Raw genomic sequence first — 15,913 nt, 5'->3', positions numbered from 1 at the left:
CACAAAGATTTTAGTTTATTAACACCCCCCGGACCCCCCATTTCAACAATAGTAATAGCTAATAAATATTCTTTCATTGACCAAAGGAAATGACGTGAATAGGGTCGTGATTTCAACCTACTCCTCCTCTGCGTCCTCTGCCCGTTCCTTCATGATAGCTCTTCGGTCCATTTTGCGGATCAAACTATAAATTACCGATAAAAAGCCAACGCCAAACGCGATGGTGCCACTTACCATCGCCCAGCCATACTTGTAAATCTCCTCTCCCATCAGGTAATATCCCAAAAGATTTAAGGCTATTCCTATAAGTATCAGCCAGATGCCACGGCGCATGTATATATTTCTCATAAACTAAAAAACTAACAGTGTAATATACACAAAATACGTGCCCTGCTTAATATCCAAATTTTCGCGTATTAATGATTTGAATAAACTGCATTTTAAGGGTTAAAATTCTTAACTTTGCATCCTTAAATTTGGGAGTTAAAGCACTGATGTACAAAGAATATAAGCAACTTGATCTATCAAAAACCGGAAAAGAGATATTAGAATACTGGAAAAAAAACCAGGTATTTGAAAAAAGTATTTCTAACCGGCCTGCTTCTAAACCTTATATCTTTTATGAGGGACCACCATCCGCAAACGGGATGCCGGGGATCCATCATGTTATGGCCCGCTCCATCAAGGATATCTTTTGTCGCTATAAAACCCTGAAAGGCTTCCGTGTAGAACGTAAAGGTGGCTGGGATACCCATGGTCTTCCAATTGAGCTGGCAGTAGAGAAAAAGCTGGGTATTACCAAAGATGATATCGGTAAGAGCATTACCGTTGAAGAATATAATGCGGCATGCCGTACCGAGGTAATGAAATATACTGATGTATGGAACGACCTGACTGAGAAAATGGGTTACTGGGTTGACCTGGAAGATCCATATATCACCTACGAAAACGATTATATCGAAACCCTCTGGTGGATATTGAAGCAGTTTCATGAAAAAGGACTTTTATACAAGGGTTACACCGTTCAGCCTTATTCTCCTGCCGCAGGAACCGGATTAAGCTCACATGAGCTGAATCAGCCCGGGACCTATAAAATGCTGAAAGACACCTCCATTGTTGCCCAGTTCCACATAAAAAAGGATCAGGAACATCCATTGATGAAGGTTCTGTTCGATCAGGAAACAGAAGATACCACCATTCTGGCCTGGACCACTACCCCATGGACCTTGCCTTCCAACTGTGCATTGGCTGTTGGGGCATCCATCAATTATGTAAAAATTAAAACATTTAATCCTTATACTTTCAGTCCCGTTAGCGTGGTTCTGGCAAAGGATCTTGTTTCAAAATACTTCAAAGAAGAAGCAAAAGGCATTCAATTCTCAGATTACAAGGAAGGAGATAAACTGATTCCATGGCAGATCGTGGCAGAATTCAAAGGCACAGACCTTATTGACCTGCATTACCATCAGTTGATGCCCTATGTAACGAATGATGACCTTGAAAAGAATGCATTCCGCGTTATTCCTGCCGATTTTGTAACGACAGAGGATGGTACAGGTATCGTACATACGGCTTCTGTTTTTGGTGCAGACGATTTCAGGGCATGCCGCGAAAACAATGTGCCATCGGTCATGATCACCGATGAAAAAGGAAACGAATTTCCGCTTGTCGACAGGCAGGGACGATTTGTTCAGGAGGTCACAGATTACGCCGGGAAGTACGTAAAAGAAGAATACTACAGTGATGAAGAACGCAAGGATCCTGATTTCAGGCCTACGGATGTACTTATCGCCATTAAATTAAAAGAAGATAACAAAGCGTTTGATGTAAAGAAATACGAGCACAGTTACCCGCATTGCTGGAGAACAGATAAGCCCGTATTGTATTATCCGCTCGACAGCTGGTTTATCAAGACCACAGCGGTGAAGGAACGCCTTGTTGAACTCAACAAAACCATAAACTGGAAGCCCGAATCAACTGGTACCGGTCGCTTTGGAAACTGGCTGGAAAACCTGGTCGACTGGAATTTATCCAGATCAAGATACTGGGGTACTCCACTCCCAATCTGGCGTACCGAAGATGGTGCAGAAGAAAAATGTATCGGATCAGTGAACGAACTCAGAGCAGAGATCAAAAGATCGGCAGATGCTGGTTTCATGGACCCTTCATTTGAGATCAATGATATGCACCGTCCGTATGTGGATGATGTGGTGCTGCTTTCTCCATCCGGCAAGAAAATGCTCCGTGAACCTGATCTGATTGATGTATGGTTTGATTCTGGAGCAATGCCTTATGCACAATGGGGACTTCCGCCAACGGAAGAAGGGAAAAGCGGAAACATCAGTGCGAAAGACTTTTTAGAATACTGGAACACACATTCAGGATCTGATTCTGAAGCTGGGTCAATATATCCTGCAGATTTCATTGCCGAAGGAGTGGATCAAACCCGTGGATGGTTCTTTACCCTTCATGCCATCGGCGTAATGCTCAACGACAGTGTTTCCTTTAAAAATGTGGTATCCAACGGATTGGTATTGGATAAGAACGGCAATAAAATGTCGAAACGTTTGGGCAATGCGGTAGATCCATTTGAAACCATTGAAAAATACGGTGCAGACCCTACACGCTGGTACATGATCAGCAATGCATCACCATGGGATAATTTAAAATTCAATATCGAAGGTATTGATGAGGTGCGCCGCAAGTTCTTTGGAACCTTGCATAATACCTATGCATTTTTCGTACTGTATGCAAATATAGACGGTTTCAGTTATAAGGAGGAGGAGATTAAAGACCGTCCGGAAATTGATCGCTGGATCATCTCATTATTAAATTCATTAAGTCTGGAAGTAGATAAATACTACGCCGACTTTGAGCCTACACGTGCTACACGTGCTATCCAGAACTTTGTGGATGAACACCTAAGCAACTGGTATGTTCGCTTATGCCGTCGCCGTTTCTGGAAAGGTGAATATACCGAAGATAAGATCTCTGCTTACCAGACATTATATACCTGTCTGAATACCATCGCAAAACTAATGGCACCGGTTGCGCCCTTCTTTAGTGATCGTTTATTTATCGATCTGAACAGTGCTACAGGTAAAGAACAGGCGGTTTCTGTACATCTGGCTGATTTTCCGGAATATAATGAAGGCCTGGTAGATAAAGCCCTTGAAGAACGCATGGCGCTCGCTCAGGATATTTCTTCCCTGATCCTTTCATTAAGAAAGAAAGTTGGTATCAATGTAAGGCAGCCATTGGGGAAAGCACTTATACCAGTGCTGGATAAAACTTTTAAAGCGAGGGTTGAAAAAATAAAAGATCTGATACTTTCAGAAACCAACATCAAGGATATTGAGTATATTACAGATACATCTGGTATTATCAGCAAAAAAATTAAGCCAAATTTTAAAGCTTTAGGCCCGAAAGTTGGTAAGGATATGAAAGTTGTCGCAGAAGCTTTAAGCTCACTAACACAACAGGATATCAGCCGGTTTGAGAACGAGGGTAAAATAGATATCCCCGGCACTTCCTACCAGATCCTTGTTGAAGATGTTGAGATCCTGGCGGAAGATGTTCCGGGCTGGCAGGTTGCAAATCTTGGAGCATTAACAGTTGCATTAGATATTACCATCACCGAAGACTTAAAGCAGGAGGGAATTTCAAGAGAGTTAGTTAACCGCATCCAGAACATGAGAAAGGATCAGGGTTTTGAGGTTACAGATAAGATCAGGGTACTGGTTAAAGACCATCCATATATTTCGGAAGCCCTGAAAAATAATTTATCATATATTTGCGCCGAAATTCTGGCAGACTCCTTAGAGCTTGTAAATGAGTTAACTGAAGGAGAAATAGTAAGTATTGATGAGAATAATTTAATGATACTAATAAATAAAGGATAGAAATGGACAAGAATGAGAAAACAAGGTATTCCGATTCAGAATTACAGGAATTCAAAGACCTTATTATAGAGAAATTACGTAGTTCAAGAGAAGAATTAGCTGCCTTGAGCCAATCATTAAGTAACCCTAACATGAACGGAACTGATGATACCGCAGGAACTTACAAAACTCTTGAGGATGGATCAGCAACCCTTGAAAAGGAATCAATCAATCAACTGGCAGCTCGTCAGAGAAAATTCATAGATAACCTGGAGAGTGCATTGGTGCGTATTGAAAATAAAACATACGGCATCTGCAGAGAAACCGGAAAATTAATACCTAAAGAACGTTTGCGTGCAGTACCTCATGCAACGCTTAGTATGGAAGCTAAACTGAAACAGGCCTAAATGAAAGCTTATACCAAGCCCTTTTTTGCAATTTTCTTCATATTAATTGCTGACCAGGTTTTAAAATTCTGGATCAAGCTGAACATGTCCCTTGGACAGGAATATAAGATCATCGGAGACTGGGCTATCATACATTTCACTGAAAATAATGGAATGGCATTCGGCATGGAGTTTGGCGGCGAAGCCGGCAAACTTGCATTAACCTTATTCCGTATTGTGGCTGTGTTAGGAATAGGATACGGATTGGTATATATGATCAAACGTAAATATCACCGCGGCCTGATCATGAATTTATCGCTCATCTTTGCAGGTGCAATGGGTAATATCATTGATTCAACTTTCTATGGAGTGATCTTTAGCGAAAGTTCTTATTATGAGCCCGCAAAATTTTTGCCTGCTGAAGGAGGATATTCCAGCCTGTTCCATGGTAAAGTAGTCGACATGTTCTATGTTCCCATTATTCAGGGGACTTACCCGGCGTGGTTTCCATTCTGGGGCGGACAGGAACTCATTTTCTTCAGGCCGGTATTTAACCTGGCCGATTCTGCGATCTCCATTGGAGTTATTATGATATTAATTTATCAGAAAAGATATTTCAAAGAAGAGAAAGAAGAGGAAGTGTACACACATAGCGAAGTTGTTGAAGAATAGAATTTGAGGCCTGAAAAGGCCTTTTTTTATAGATACTATTTTGTATGTGATGGATTAGGTCATAAATGTCAATTAGCTTATGGAATTGGCACGAAATTTTCATCAAGATTAAATAGTTTAACATTTTAAATAACATACATGAAAAATATGATCGCATTGGCACTATTAAGCGTATTCAGCTTAAGTGCATTTTCACAAAATATCGATACACGCAGAAAGATCGAAGTAAATGGTTCTGCAGAAGCTGAAGTAACCCCTGATATTATCTATATCGGCATGTCCTTAAAGGAATACTTCAGAGACTCGAATAACAAAAAGAAAGTAGAGATCGAAGAACTTGAACGCCAGCTTCAATCTGCAGTGTTAAAGGCAGGCATTCCACAGGAAAACTTCACGATCAATAATATTTCCAGCTATAATAACTGGTGGGAAAAGAAAAAAACTCCTGATTTTCTGGCGCGCAAACAATACCGCATCAAGGTTACTGATCTCACAAAATTCAATGAGATCATGAGCGCGGTTGACCCAAAGGGTATTGAATACAGTAATATTGAGAGTTATGACTATTCTAAAAAAGAAAGTCTTAAAAAGGAACTGAAGATCAAAGCGCTGCAGGAAGCAAGAGCAAAAGCCGAATACCTGATCACATCCATCGGTGGAACGCTGGGAGGAGCATTGGATATTCAGGAGATCAATAATGAATATTACCCTCAGCCAATGTATAAAACCAGTATGGCAATGAGAGGTGATGCTGTGAGCAGCGCCGAATCTGCCATGCCAGATATCGATTTTAAAAAGATCAAGCTGAACTACCAGATGAGAGCGGTATTTGAGATAAAGTAAGAGGTCTGAGGTCTGAGGTCTGAAGTCTGAAGTCTGAAGTCTGAAGTCTGACTAGCGTACCCAAACTGATAACTGACTACAGATAACTGATAACTATTTACCAACCAACTATCTACTAACCACCTAACAAACTAACTACTAACAAACTAACTACTAACCAAAGCTCAAAATGCATTTACATCAAAAGGAGCCCAGGGATGTTGTTCCCTCAAAAAAGAAACAGCTTTATACCATAAGGCCTGAGCTTCGTGAATATCTTTTGAAATTCGACCGTGAGGTAAAACTTCCGGTTCAGTATTCTGACTTATTGCGTTTTAACCTGAAGACCCCTTTACGGGACAAGGAAGGTCGTGATACGCTTTGGTACACCGTATATTATGATGAAAGTGAGATGAAGGAACTTTTCCCGAATCTCACTTACATCTATGCGCTGATGAATACCGATGGCGATACAGCGGTAATGGAGCACCTATCGGTGGCGCGCATCGACTATTGTACTTTCGCCAATACCAGGCCATTCCGGGTTCGCATCATCAACAGACTGAATGATAATTATGATCATTTTTATATAAAGGTAGCTGATGCCTCCAGAGTTTACGGACTGGAGCTGGAGCATATTCTTTCACCCAACAGGATCAGTTATTTAACGGATGGCAATACCCTGATCGAAGAACACATTCCCGGTTTACCTGGTGATGAATTTATCAGCAGACGATTAGGAACTTCCAAATTTAATCAGATCAGGATATGTAAGGAGTTTGTGAAGTTCAATGAGCGATGCTTCGTCAGGCTGCTTGGAGATATGCGTTCCTATAATTTTGTAGTGGATATCACTCCGGATATTGAAGGGAATCAATACCGCTTTCGGGCAATCGACTTCGACCAGCAATCGTATGAAGGCCGGCTGAAAATGTATCTGCCGCATTATTTCAAGGAAAACCTGGCACTAGTTCAGCTTGGAATGCAGCATATGGATGAAACCACCATGAGACAGTATCAGGAGGAAGAGAGAAGCCTTATCGCAAACCGTTTTCGTACAGGACATTACCGCATTGAAGAACTTTTCCGGGTGATGGACATTGACACCATTGCTCCGGAAGAAAAAGTCACACAGTTAGGCAGGGAACTTTCCTCCTACCATAAAAACCCGGCATTTAAAACCTGCAGTACCATGGGTCAACTAGTATTTGAATGTCTGAGCCAGATCGTTGGAAAACGGCAGTGGTAAAAATATAAGGATTAGGATAGTCTGTAACTCTAGAGCCGGATTAATTTAATTTTAGATTTTTCAGAACCACCCCCTTTTATTCCCCCGCCGGCGGTGGATACTGGGCGCATAGGGAAATTTGCTCCAACATGAAAATATCAATCCTCAACCAAATTTCCCTATCCGATATGCTGTCCGGCGGTGGATACTGGGCGGCTAAGAAAATTTGATATAAACTAACATCTCAGTATTAAACTACAATTTTCTTATGCGTCATACATTCGCGTCTTTGCGCCTTTGCGAGAAAATTTTTTAAATACAATCATGGATTTTAACCCCTACCTAAACTCCAGCACCAGATCATCTGTATTGACCAGCGTTCCCGCCGATAATATAATATCTCCAACAATACCATCCGCACTTGCAGCAATATTGGTCTCCATTTTCATGGCTTCAACCATAAACAAAGGTTGATTCTTTTTTACTGCATCGCCCTGCTTCACAAAAACCTTTGAAAGCATACCCTGCAGAGGAGAGCCTATATGATGGGCACTTGCTTTATCAGCCTTACGATTTTCCTGTCGGATCACTTTAATAGACCTGTCCTGAACCTCAATATTACGGGTCTGTCCGTTCAGCTTAAAGAAAGCCGTACGCATACCTTTATCATCAGCGGGTCCGATAGACTGAAGCCGCACAAGTAATGTTTTGCCGGGAGCGATCTGAATGGTGGTCTCTTCACCCGGTTTCATCCCGTAAAGGAAATACTTGGTCGGGACTACATCCACATCACCAAATTTGCGGAACATCTGCAGGTAATCTTCTGTTACTTTTGGATAAAATTTATAGGACAGGTAAGTAGTATAAGGAAGATCATCACCAAATTGTTTCTTAAAATCTTTGAAATCCTGTTCAAGATCAAGCGCAGGCAGACTTTTGCCGGCACGCTCAGTCATTGCAGTCTTACCCTTCAATACTATCCGCTGAAGCTCTTGCGGGAAACCTCCCTCTGGCTGCCCTATCTCACCCATAAAATAAGAAACTACCGATTCCGGGAAGGAGATCTGATCGCCTTTGGTAAATACATCCTCCTTACTAATGTTGTTTGCTACCATATACTGGGCCATATCACCAACAACTTTTGAACTTGGAGTTACCTTTACGATATCTCCAAACATCTCATTCACATCAGCATAGCGTTCCTTGATCTCTTCAAATTTATCTCCAAGCCCGAGTGCGATCGCTTGTGGCTTAAGATTTGAATATTGTCCGCCTGGTATCTCATGCTGAAATACTTCAGCAGAGCTGGATTTCATTCCTGATTCAAAGGGATGGTAATAATCACGAACAGTTTCCCAGTAATTACTAAACTGGTTCAGTGATTTTACATTATATGGGTTTTCCCGATCGTGAAAACGCATCATCTCAACAATAGAATTAAAATTAGGCTGGGAGGTCATACCAGACAGGGCACCCAGGGCGCAATCAACTACATCAACACCTGCTTCAATGGCCATCAGGTAAGTTGCCGACTGCAAAGAGGAAGTATCATGCGTGTGAAGGTGTATAGGAATCTTCACAGTGTCTTTTAATGCTTCGATCAGCACTTTGGCTGCATAAGGCTTCAAAAGCCCTGACATGTCCTTAACGCCCAGAATATGAGATCCTGCATTTTCAAGATCCTTTGCCAGGCGCAGATAATAATCGAGATTGTATTTAGTCCGCTTAGGATCGAGAATATCGCCGGTATAACATAATGAACCCTCTGCAATTCCTCCGGTTTTACGTACCATATCAATACAAGGGGTAATATTTTCCATCCAGTTCAATGAGTCGAAAATACGGAAGACATCCACACCATTCTCCCAGCTCTTTTGAACAAATGACTCGACCAGATTATCAGGATAGGCTGAATACCCAACCCCATTACAGCCTCTTATCAGCATCTGAATAAGAATATTTGGCATTGCAGCCCTTAATTTCTGTAATCTCATCCATGGATCTTCATGAAGGAATCTCAGACACACGTCGAATGTGGCACCACCCCATGCCTCCATACTGAATGTTTGAGGATGATCTTTAGCATAAGCTTCAGCAACCTTTAGCATATCATAAGTACGCATACGTGTAGCCAGCAATGATTGGTGGCCATCCCTAAAGGTGGTATCCGTATAATAGATCTTCTTCTCGTTCTTTAACCAGGCGCAGAAGGCCTCTGCACCCATTTCATTCAGCATATCCTTTGTGCCTTTGGGATAGCTGGAGGTATGATCAAATTCCGGGATCAGGGGTTTCTCCAGACGGATTTCAGGATCGTATTTCTTCACATCCGGATTTCCGTTCAATGATATATCGCCAAGAAATGAAAGAACACGGGTACCTCGATCCAGGCCTTTGGTGATCGCAAATAACTCAGGAAACTCCTGAATAAAATTAACCGTAGCCTTTCCTTCTACAAAAACAGGATGATTGATCAGGTTTTCGAGAAACTGAATATTGTTTTTTACACCTCTGATCCTGAATTCACGCAGGGCGCGGTTCATCTTACGTGCAGCATCCAGTAAAGTGGCTCCCTGGGTACTGACCTTCACCAGCATGGAGTCGAAAAAGGGACTGATCTTCATCCCCGGATAAGTACTTCCCTCATCCAGACGGACACCAAATCCGGTAGCATTTCTATAGGTGATCAGTGTGCCATAATCAGGCTTAAATTCGTTCGACGGATCTTCGGTCGTGATCCGGCATTGCATGGCAAAGCCATTTTTCATCACTTTCGACTGATCAGGAAGACCAATTTCAGGGTCAGAAAGTTTATAACCATCGGCTATAAAGATCTGTGTTTTAATCAGGTCAATACCGGTTATCATTTCTGTAACAGTATGTTCAACCTGAATTCTCGGATTAACCTCTATAAAATAGATATGTTCATCAGAATCCACCAGGAACTCCACTGTACCCACGTTGTTATAGTTAACAGCTTTTGCAATACTAACTGCATAATGGTAGAGTTTTTCGCGGGTCTCATCTTTCAAATTCAGTGAAGGGGCAACCTCCACCACCTTTTGGAAACGTCGCTGAACAGAACAATCACGCTCGTAAAGGTGCATTACATGCTGATGATTATCGGCTACGATCTGTACCTCAATATGGCGCGGACGTTCAATGAACTTTTCAAGAAATACGGTGTCGTCTCCAAAGGCGTTTTTTGCCTCACTCCGGGCTTCCGGGAATGCTTTTCTCAATTCCTCCTCAGTTCTGACTACCCGCATACCACGGCCACCACCACCTGAAGCAGCCTTTAATATCATTGGGAAGCCTATTCTTTTCGCCTCAGAAAGCGCTGTTTCAAGAGTATTAAGATCTGGTTCATTGCTTTCAATTATAGGGATCTGTGCCTGCTTAGCAACTGTCTTTGCTGTGATCTTATCTCCCAAAGCGATCATTACATCAGGCCTCGGACCGATAAAGATGATTCCATTTTCAGCACATTGGCGCGCAAATTCAGGATTTTCAGATAAAAAGCCATATCCGGGATGAATAGCATCGGCTTTGCAGTATTTGGCCATTTCAATGATGGCCTGAATATTAAGATAAGGCTTTAAAGGGTCATTATCCTCACCGATCTGATACGCCTCATCGGCCTTATAACGGTGAAGAGAATAACGATCTTCGTATGTATAAATTGCTGCTGTCTGTATGTTCAGCTCATTACAAGCCCGGCTAATTCTAATTGCAATTTCTCCCCTATTTGCAATCAGTATTTTCTTAATATTCATAATTCAAACAATTAATTTGTAAGATAGAAAAAATAAAAAATTATACCAAATAACAATTTGGTTCAAAATGTGTTATAGATTAATCGTAAAGGGCATTTAATCAATCATAATATCTGCAAAACAAGCATAAACTGTTAATTTTTGTATGCAAAAAATTACAAATTCAAAATTAAAATGGGTAGAACGTGTTTCTTACCTAATGGATGAAAAATTCCGCTTACCAGGAACAAATTTCAGATTCGGGATAGACCCGCTAATTAATCTAATACCTGTTGTGGGAGATCTTTCCGGATTTGCTGTTTCATCTATGCTGGTTCTGTCCATGGCAAAACATGGAGTAAGCAGAAAAGTTTTGATCCTGATGTGCCTGAATATTGTACTGGATTCAACTATAGGCGCCATCCCGATCATCGGACAAATATTTGATTTTATCTATAAATCAAATTCAAGAAACATCAAACTCCTGAAGGAGCATTATGAGGAAGGAAAACACCAGGGCAAAGGAAAAGATGTTATCTTTTGGATCATTGCCATACTGATGCTCAGTTTCCTGATTTTTGCCTATTTATTATGGATGCTCATGAGCTGGATAATTGATACGATCTGATAAATCACAATTTGGATAAGACCACCCCCTTTGATTCCCTAGCGGTGGACACCGGGGCCTAGGAAAATTCCCCAAAACTGAACAGATTGGAAGATCTTGTACCAAACCTGATCAGGATTTTTTCCCGGCTCAGATCACAAGATCATTAAATGCAGAAACAGATTAATTGATCCACTCAAAACCAGTGTAAGGAACCAATGCTGCAGGAATTCTAATTCCCTTTTCTGTCTGATTGTTTTCCAATAGTGAAGCCACAATACGAGGTAAGGCTAGCGCACTACCATTTAATGTATGTGCAAGCTGAGGCTTCCCTTCCTTACTTTTGAAACGTAGTTTCAAGCGATTACTCTGATAAGTTTCAAAATTAGATACAGAAGACACCTCCAGCCAGCGGGCCTGTGCGGCACACCATACTTCCATATCATAGGTTTTAGCTGAAGTAAATCCCATATCGCCACCGCATAAACTTAAAACACGGTAAGGTAGCTCCAACGCCTGCAGGAGCGACTGAACATAAGTACTCATATCTTCAAGGACCTGATAGGAATCAGCAGGGTGAACAACCTGCACGATCTCAACTTTATCAAACTGATGCAATCTGTTCAATCCACGAACATGAGCACCATAAGATCCCGCTTCTCTGCGGAAACATGGGGTATAGGCACAATTTTTTATCGGTAGCTCTTCTTCCTTCAAAATTACATCCCGATACAAATTAGTAACCGGAACCTCAGCTGTAGGGATCAAGTATAAATTATCAATACCAATATGGTACATCTGCCCTTCCTTATCCGGTAACTGTCCTGTTCCAAAACCAGACGCCTCATTTACAACAATAGGCGGCTGCATTTCACGGTATCCTGCCTCGCCGGCACGATCCAGAAAGAAATTGATCAAAGCACGCTGAAGTTTAGCACCCTTTCCCTTGTAAACAGGAAATCCGGCACCTGCGATCTTGTTACCAAGCTCAAAATCAATAATATCATATTTTGTTGCCAGCTCCCAGTGCGGAAGTGCATTTGTCATGAGTTGAGGAATCTTTCCGTTTTCCAGAGCAACAACATTATCTTCAGGCGTTTTTCCTTTTGGAACAGAAACATGGGGCAAATTAGGAAGCAAAACAAGCTCATTCTGTAATAGAATTTCAATTGCACTTAACTTATCACTTAGCGTTTTTGTTTGCTCTTTATAGGTATTGGACTGTGATTTTATGCTTTCAGCTTCTTCCTTAAGCCCCTGACGCATCAGATCACCAATTTTCCTGGCAGATGCATTTGCTTCTGAAGCAATTGAGTCCAGCTGAGTTTGTGTTTGCCGGCGGTCATCATCTAATTTAATGATTTGATCGACCAGTTCAGGTTGTTTAAAATTCTTTACCGATAAACGATTTAAAACTTCCTCCCTATTTTCGCGGATATAACTAACTTGCAGCATCTTTTATAATTTTAGACAAAGATATAAACAGTTTGGAGTTTGGGCTTTGGTTTTGGAGTTTTTCCTTGATTATTGCCCGAATTAAATAAGAACCCATGAGCGGCAAACTCTACCTTGTACCAACACCGATAGGCAATCTTGAAGACATGAGCTTCAGAGCTATCCGCATTCTAAAAGAGGTGGACCTGATTCTTGCAGAAGATACCCGCACCAGTGCACCATTACTTAAACATTTCGGCATTGACAAAAAGCTATTTTCTCATCATCAGCACAATGAACATAAATCAGTTACAGAGGTCATTCGCTTTCTGAAAGAAGGCAAACAGATCGCTCTGATCTCTGATGCAGGAACGCCAGCAATTTCAGATCCCGGATTTTTGCTTGTGCGTGAAGCCATCCGCAACGATATCCCTTTGGAATGCCTCCCGGGTGCCACGGCCTTTGTTCCGGCATTGGTCAATTCCGGATTAGCAGCCGACAGATTTACTTTTGAAGGATTTTTACCTGTTAAAAAGGGCCGGCAAACGCGCATGAAAGAACTTGTGAACGAAACACGGACCATGATCTTTTATGAATCTCCGCATCGCCTGCTAAAAACACTGGAAGAATTAAGCCAGTATTTGGGTGCAGAACGCCAGGCTTCCGTTTCACGGGAACTGACAAAGATGTTTGAAGAAACTGTCAGAGGAACTTTAGAAGAAATTAAAATACATTTTGAGACTCATACGTTAAAGGGTGAGATCGTTATTTGCGTTGCCGGCAAATAGGCACATTAAAAAATAAAACTATGTTAATCGAACAATATTTAACTGATGATCAGGATCCAAGGACCGCAGAAAAGGTCTTAGGGAAATTACGGGACATGCTTACCTCTGGTGAGGCCGTAATTTATTTGGCTATCCAGAAGAGACCTGCTGTAACACTCATTCCCGATTGTATCGCGGTAACCAATAAACGAATCGTATTCTGTATTCCTGAAAACCTGGGACTTACAACCAATTATATCACATTTACCTGGGCGGAAGTCAAAGAAGTAGCCTTCAAAGAAGAATTCTTTGGCTCAAAATTCATCACCATCCCTCAAAGAGGCGAGAATGTTGCAATTGATTATATCCCCAAAGTTCAGGCGAGAAAACTTTATCAATTCTGCAATGAGCAGATTGAAAAGCATAAAACAATACCTTCCGGACCGGAGACTGCTTTGCAAAATGAAAACCTGGCTGATGATTATGCCTCTTACATTGAGGTTAGGGATGAAGTTGCCCCGGTTTCGGAACCCGTACAAAGTGCAATTCCGGATATTGAAGATGAGCTGACCCAGAAACTGAAAAAATTGAAAATCCTATTCGAAAAGCAACTCATCAGTCAGGAAGAATACGAAAGTAAAAAAGCAGATATTTTATCTCAACTATAAGTGAAGAAAAATTACCAGCTGGCTTTGCTCAGCGCATTTCTACTATGGCTGGCCTGGCCACCAATTCCATTTACTGCCCTGATCCTGCATGTGGCTCTTGTGCCATTACTTCAGGCAGCAGAGAACATCATTCAATCAGAGGAAAAAAAGAAAGGCAGATTGATCTGGCGGATTGCCATCATTTGCTTTTTTATCTGGAATACAGCCTGTATTTACTGGGTTTTCAACTCTCTGAACGCTGTCATGCAAGGCTGGCTGGCCATAATCATTGCACAGATTCCTTTTTGTCTCGGCGCAGTATTGATGACCCTTGCCTTTTGGCTATACTACCGTTTAAGACTGATAACAAGCAGGATTTGGAGTTATGCCGGATTGATCTGTTTCTGGATAGGGTATGAATATCTGCATCAAAGCTGGGATCTGGCCTTCCCGTGGATGAACCTTGGCAACGGTTTTGCAGAATCTCACTACCTGGTTCAGTGGTATGAATATACAGGTGTATACGGCGGAACATTATGGATCTTATTATCCAATATTCTTGTTTTTGAAACCATACTTGCGGTAAAGAGCAATGCTTCGAAAACAAATAAGATCAGGCTTCAAATTTCAACGGCAGCATTGGTATTGATTCCTGTTCTTAGCTCAGTACTAATCTATAATAACTATGAGGAAAAGGTTAATCCTGCTAATATTGTTGTAGTTCAGCCCAATATTGATCCCTATGAAAAATTTAGCACTTTATCATCAGCAGATCAGGTAGCAAAGCTGATCAAGCTTTCCGAATCAATAGGACAAACCAATACCGAATTTTTTGTATGGCCTGAGACTGCCATTTCAAAAGGCACGGAAGAGAGAAGTTTCAGGGGCGATGAGAACTTTATCAGAATTCAGGAATTCTTAAAAAATTATAAAAATGCAAACCTGATATCAGGGATAGAAAGCTTTGCAGTTTACGATACAGCAGTTACAGAAACTGCACGGTTTGACAGCAAATCAGATATATATTTTGATGTTTTCAATGCCGCTGTCCTGATTGAAAATTCTGCAAAACTGCAATTCTATCATAAATCGAAACTCGTTCCTGGAGTAGAGCAAACTCCCTTCTCAAATTCAATGGCATTTTTAAAGCCAGCCTTCGCTGCTTTTGGCGGATCATCCGGAAGCTATGGTAAACAGAGTGAACCGTCTGTATTCTATTCCCAAAGTGGAATTGGATCTGCACCAGTCATTTGTTATGAATCGATATGGGGCGAATATGTGGCTGACTATATTAAGAAAGATGCACAGTTCATTGCCATTATAACCAATGATGGCTGGTGGGGAAACACATCCGGTAAAGACCAGCATCTGCAATATGCAAAACTCAGAGCAATAGAAACCAGACGATGGGTAGCTCGTTCTGCAAATACAGGAATATCAGCTTTTATTGATCAGCGCGGCACTATCGTACAACGAACAAAATGGTGGATGCCTGGCGTATTGAAGCAGGATATTAATCTGAATGAAGAAATTACGTTTTATGTAAAACATGGTGATTATATCGCCAAGGCAGGTTCTGCAGGAAGCGCCCTGTTTGCATTATTGCTCCTTGCAGGAATTTTCAAAAGACCAAATATCAAAAAAGATCCGCCCCAAAGGAACGGATCTAACTAAACTAAACTAAAAATAAACCTAAAAAAATCGGTTTGGAATA

Annotated in this window: 12 protein-coding genes; 9 read left to right on the top strand and 3 right to left on the bottom strand. The window is 41.4% G+C overall.

Annotated elements, in window-relative coordinates:
• Nucleotides 1-117: 117 nt before the first annotated feature.
• Nucleotides 118-348 (bottom strand): signal peptidase, encoded by a 231-nt coding sequence (locus tag BLR27_RS11525; RefSeq protein WP_143007736.1) that lies wholly within the window; start codon nt 346-348, stop codon nt 118-120.
• A gap of 146 nt (nt 349-494) precedes the next feature.
• On the opposite strand from BLR27_RS11525, the gene ileS reads away from it, so the two are divergent.
• The 5 genes from ileS to BLR27_RS11500 all read left to right on the top strand — a co-directional run bounded on the left by ileS (nt 495) and on the right by BLR27_RS11500 (nt 7,010).
• Nucleotides 495-3,902 (top strand): isoleucine--tRNA ligase, encoded by a 3,408-nt coding sequence (ileS, locus tag BLR27_RS11520; protein ID WP_176767684.1) that lies wholly within the window; start codon nt 495-497, stop codon nt 3,900-3,902.
• A 2-nt stretch (nt 3,903-3,904) separates the two neighbouring features.
• Entirely contained in the window at nt 3,905-4,288 is a 384-nt protein-coding gene (locus BLR27_RS11515; RefSeq protein WP_090705027.1) for a TraR/DksA family transcriptional regulator, read from the top strand.
• Nucleotides 4,289-4,939, top strand: coding sequence for a lipoprotein signal peptidase (locus tag BLR27_RS11510; RefSeq protein WP_090705024.1), 651 nt, complete (start codon nt 4,289-4,291; stop codon nt 4,937-4,939).
• Between the two features lie 138 nt (nt 4,940-5,077).
• Nucleotides 5,078-5,782 carry an SIMPL domain-containing protein gene (locus tag BLR27_RS11505; protein ID WP_090705022.1) on the top strand — a complete coding sequence of 235 codons (705 nt, stop codon included), beginning with the start codon at nt 5,078-5,080 and terminating at the stop codon, nt 5,780-5,782.
• Nucleotides 5,783-5,951: 169 nt separating this feature from the next.
• Entirely contained in the window at nt 5,952-7,010 is a 1,059-nt protein-coding gene (locus tag BLR27_RS11500) for a hypothetical protein (RefSeq protein ID WP_090705021.1), read from the top strand.
• Nucleotides 7,011-7,327: 317 nt separating this feature from the next.
• On the opposite strand, the gene BLR27_RS11495 is transcribed toward BLR27_RS11500, so the two are convergent.
• Nucleotides 7,328-10,765 (bottom strand): pyruvate carboxylase, encoded by a 3,438-nt coding sequence (locus tag BLR27_RS11495; RefSeq protein WP_090705019.1) that lies wholly within the window; start codon nt 10,763-10,765, stop codon nt 7,328-7,330.
• 145 nt (nt 10,766-10,910) lie between these two features.
• On the opposite strand from BLR27_RS11495, the gene BLR27_RS11490 reads away from it, so the two are divergent.
• Nucleotides 10,911-11,372, top strand: coding sequence for a DUF4112 domain-containing protein (locus BLR27_RS11490; protein WP_090705017.1), 462 nt, complete (start codon nt 10,911-10,913; stop codon nt 11,370-11,372).
• Nucleotides 11,373-11,534: 162 nt separating this feature from the next.
• Here BLR27_RS11490 and serS read toward each other — a convergent pair whose 3' ends face one another.
• Nucleotides 11,535-12,806 (bottom strand): serine--tRNA ligase, encoded by a 1,272-nt coding sequence (serS, locus tag BLR27_RS11485; RefSeq protein WP_090705015.1) that lies wholly within the window; start codon nt 12,804-12,806, stop codon nt 11,535-11,537.
• 95 nt (nt 12,807-12,901) lie between these two features.
• Between serS and rsmI the strand changes: the two genes are divergently transcribed.
• Genes rsmI through lnt form a run of 3 tightly spaced genes read left to right on the top strand, consistent with a single transcriptional unit; the run spans nt 12,902 to nt 15,873 of the window.
• Nucleotides 12,902-13,573, top strand: a complete 672-nt coding sequence (gene rsmI / locus BLR27_RS11480) for a 16S rRNA (cytidine(1402)-2'-O)-methyltransferase (protein ID WP_090705014.1) — start codon at nt 12,902-12,904, stop codon at nt 13,571-13,573.
• Between the two features lie 20 nt (nt 13,574-13,593).
• Nucleotides 13,594-14,220 carry a PH domain-containing protein gene (locus BLR27_RS11475; protein ID WP_090705012.1) on the top strand — a complete coding sequence of 209 codons (627 nt, stop codon included), beginning with the start codon at nt 13,594-13,596 and terminating at the stop codon, nt 14,218-14,220.
• Nucleotides 14,221-15,873 (top strand): apolipoprotein N-acyltransferase, encoded by a 1,653-nt coding sequence (lnt, locus tag BLR27_RS11470; protein WP_090705010.1) that lies wholly within the window; start codon nt 14,221-14,223, stop codon nt 15,871-15,873.
• The last annotated feature ends 40 nt before the right edge of the window (nt 15,874-15,913 follow it).

This window comes from Daejeonella rubra, from assembly GCF_900103545.1.
GTDB lineage: Bacteria > Bacteroidota > Bacteroidia > Sphingobacteriales > Sphingobacteriaceae > Daejeonella > Daejeonella rubra.
The sequence above is the reverse complement of the archived record's forward strand: the minus strand, read 5'-3'. Positions and strand labels throughout refer to the sequence as shown.

Bases quoted from the DNA above. Each gene is read 5' to 3' on its own strand.
- BLR27_RS11525 (WP_143007736.1), bottom strand. From the start codon at position 348: ATGAGAAATATATACATGCGCCGTGGCATCTGGCTGATACTTATAGGA.
- ileS (WP_176767684.1), top strand. From the start codon at position 495: ATGTACAAAGAATATAAGCAACTTGATCTATCAAAAACCGGAAAAGAG.
- BLR27_RS11515 (WP_090705027.1), top strand. From the start codon at position 3,905: ATGGACAAGAATGAGAAAACAAGGTATTCCGATTCAGAATTACAGGAA.
- BLR27_RS11510 (WP_090705024.1), top strand. From the start codon at position 4,289: ATGAAAGCTTATACCAAGCCCTTTTTTGCAATTTTCTTCATATTAATT.
- BLR27_RS11505 (WP_090705022.1), top strand. From the start codon at position 5,078: ATGAAAAATATGATCGCATTGGCACTATTAAGCGTATTCAGCTTAAGT.
- BLR27_RS11500 (WP_090705021.1), top strand. From the start codon at position 5,952: ATGCATTTACATCAAAAGGAGCCCAGGGATGTTGTTCCCTCAAAAAAG.
- BLR27_RS11495 (WP_090705019.1), bottom strand. From the start codon at position 10,765: ATGAATATTAAGAAAATACTGATTGCAAATAGGGGAGAAATTGCAATT.
- BLR27_RS11490 (WP_090705017.1), top strand. From the start codon at position 10,911: ATGCAAAAAATTACAAATTCAAAATTAAAATGGGTAGAACGTGTTTCT.
- serS (WP_090705015.1), bottom strand. From the start codon at position 12,806: ATGCTGCAAGTTAGTTATATCCGCGAAAATAGGGAGGAAGTTTTAAAT.
- rsmI (WP_090705014.1), top strand. From the start codon at position 12,902: ATGAGCGGCAAACTCTACCTTGTACCAACACCGATAGGCAATCTTGAA.
- BLR27_RS11475 (WP_090705012.1), top strand. From the start codon at position 13,594: ATGTTAATCGAACAATATTTAACTGATGATCAGGATCCAAGGACCGCA.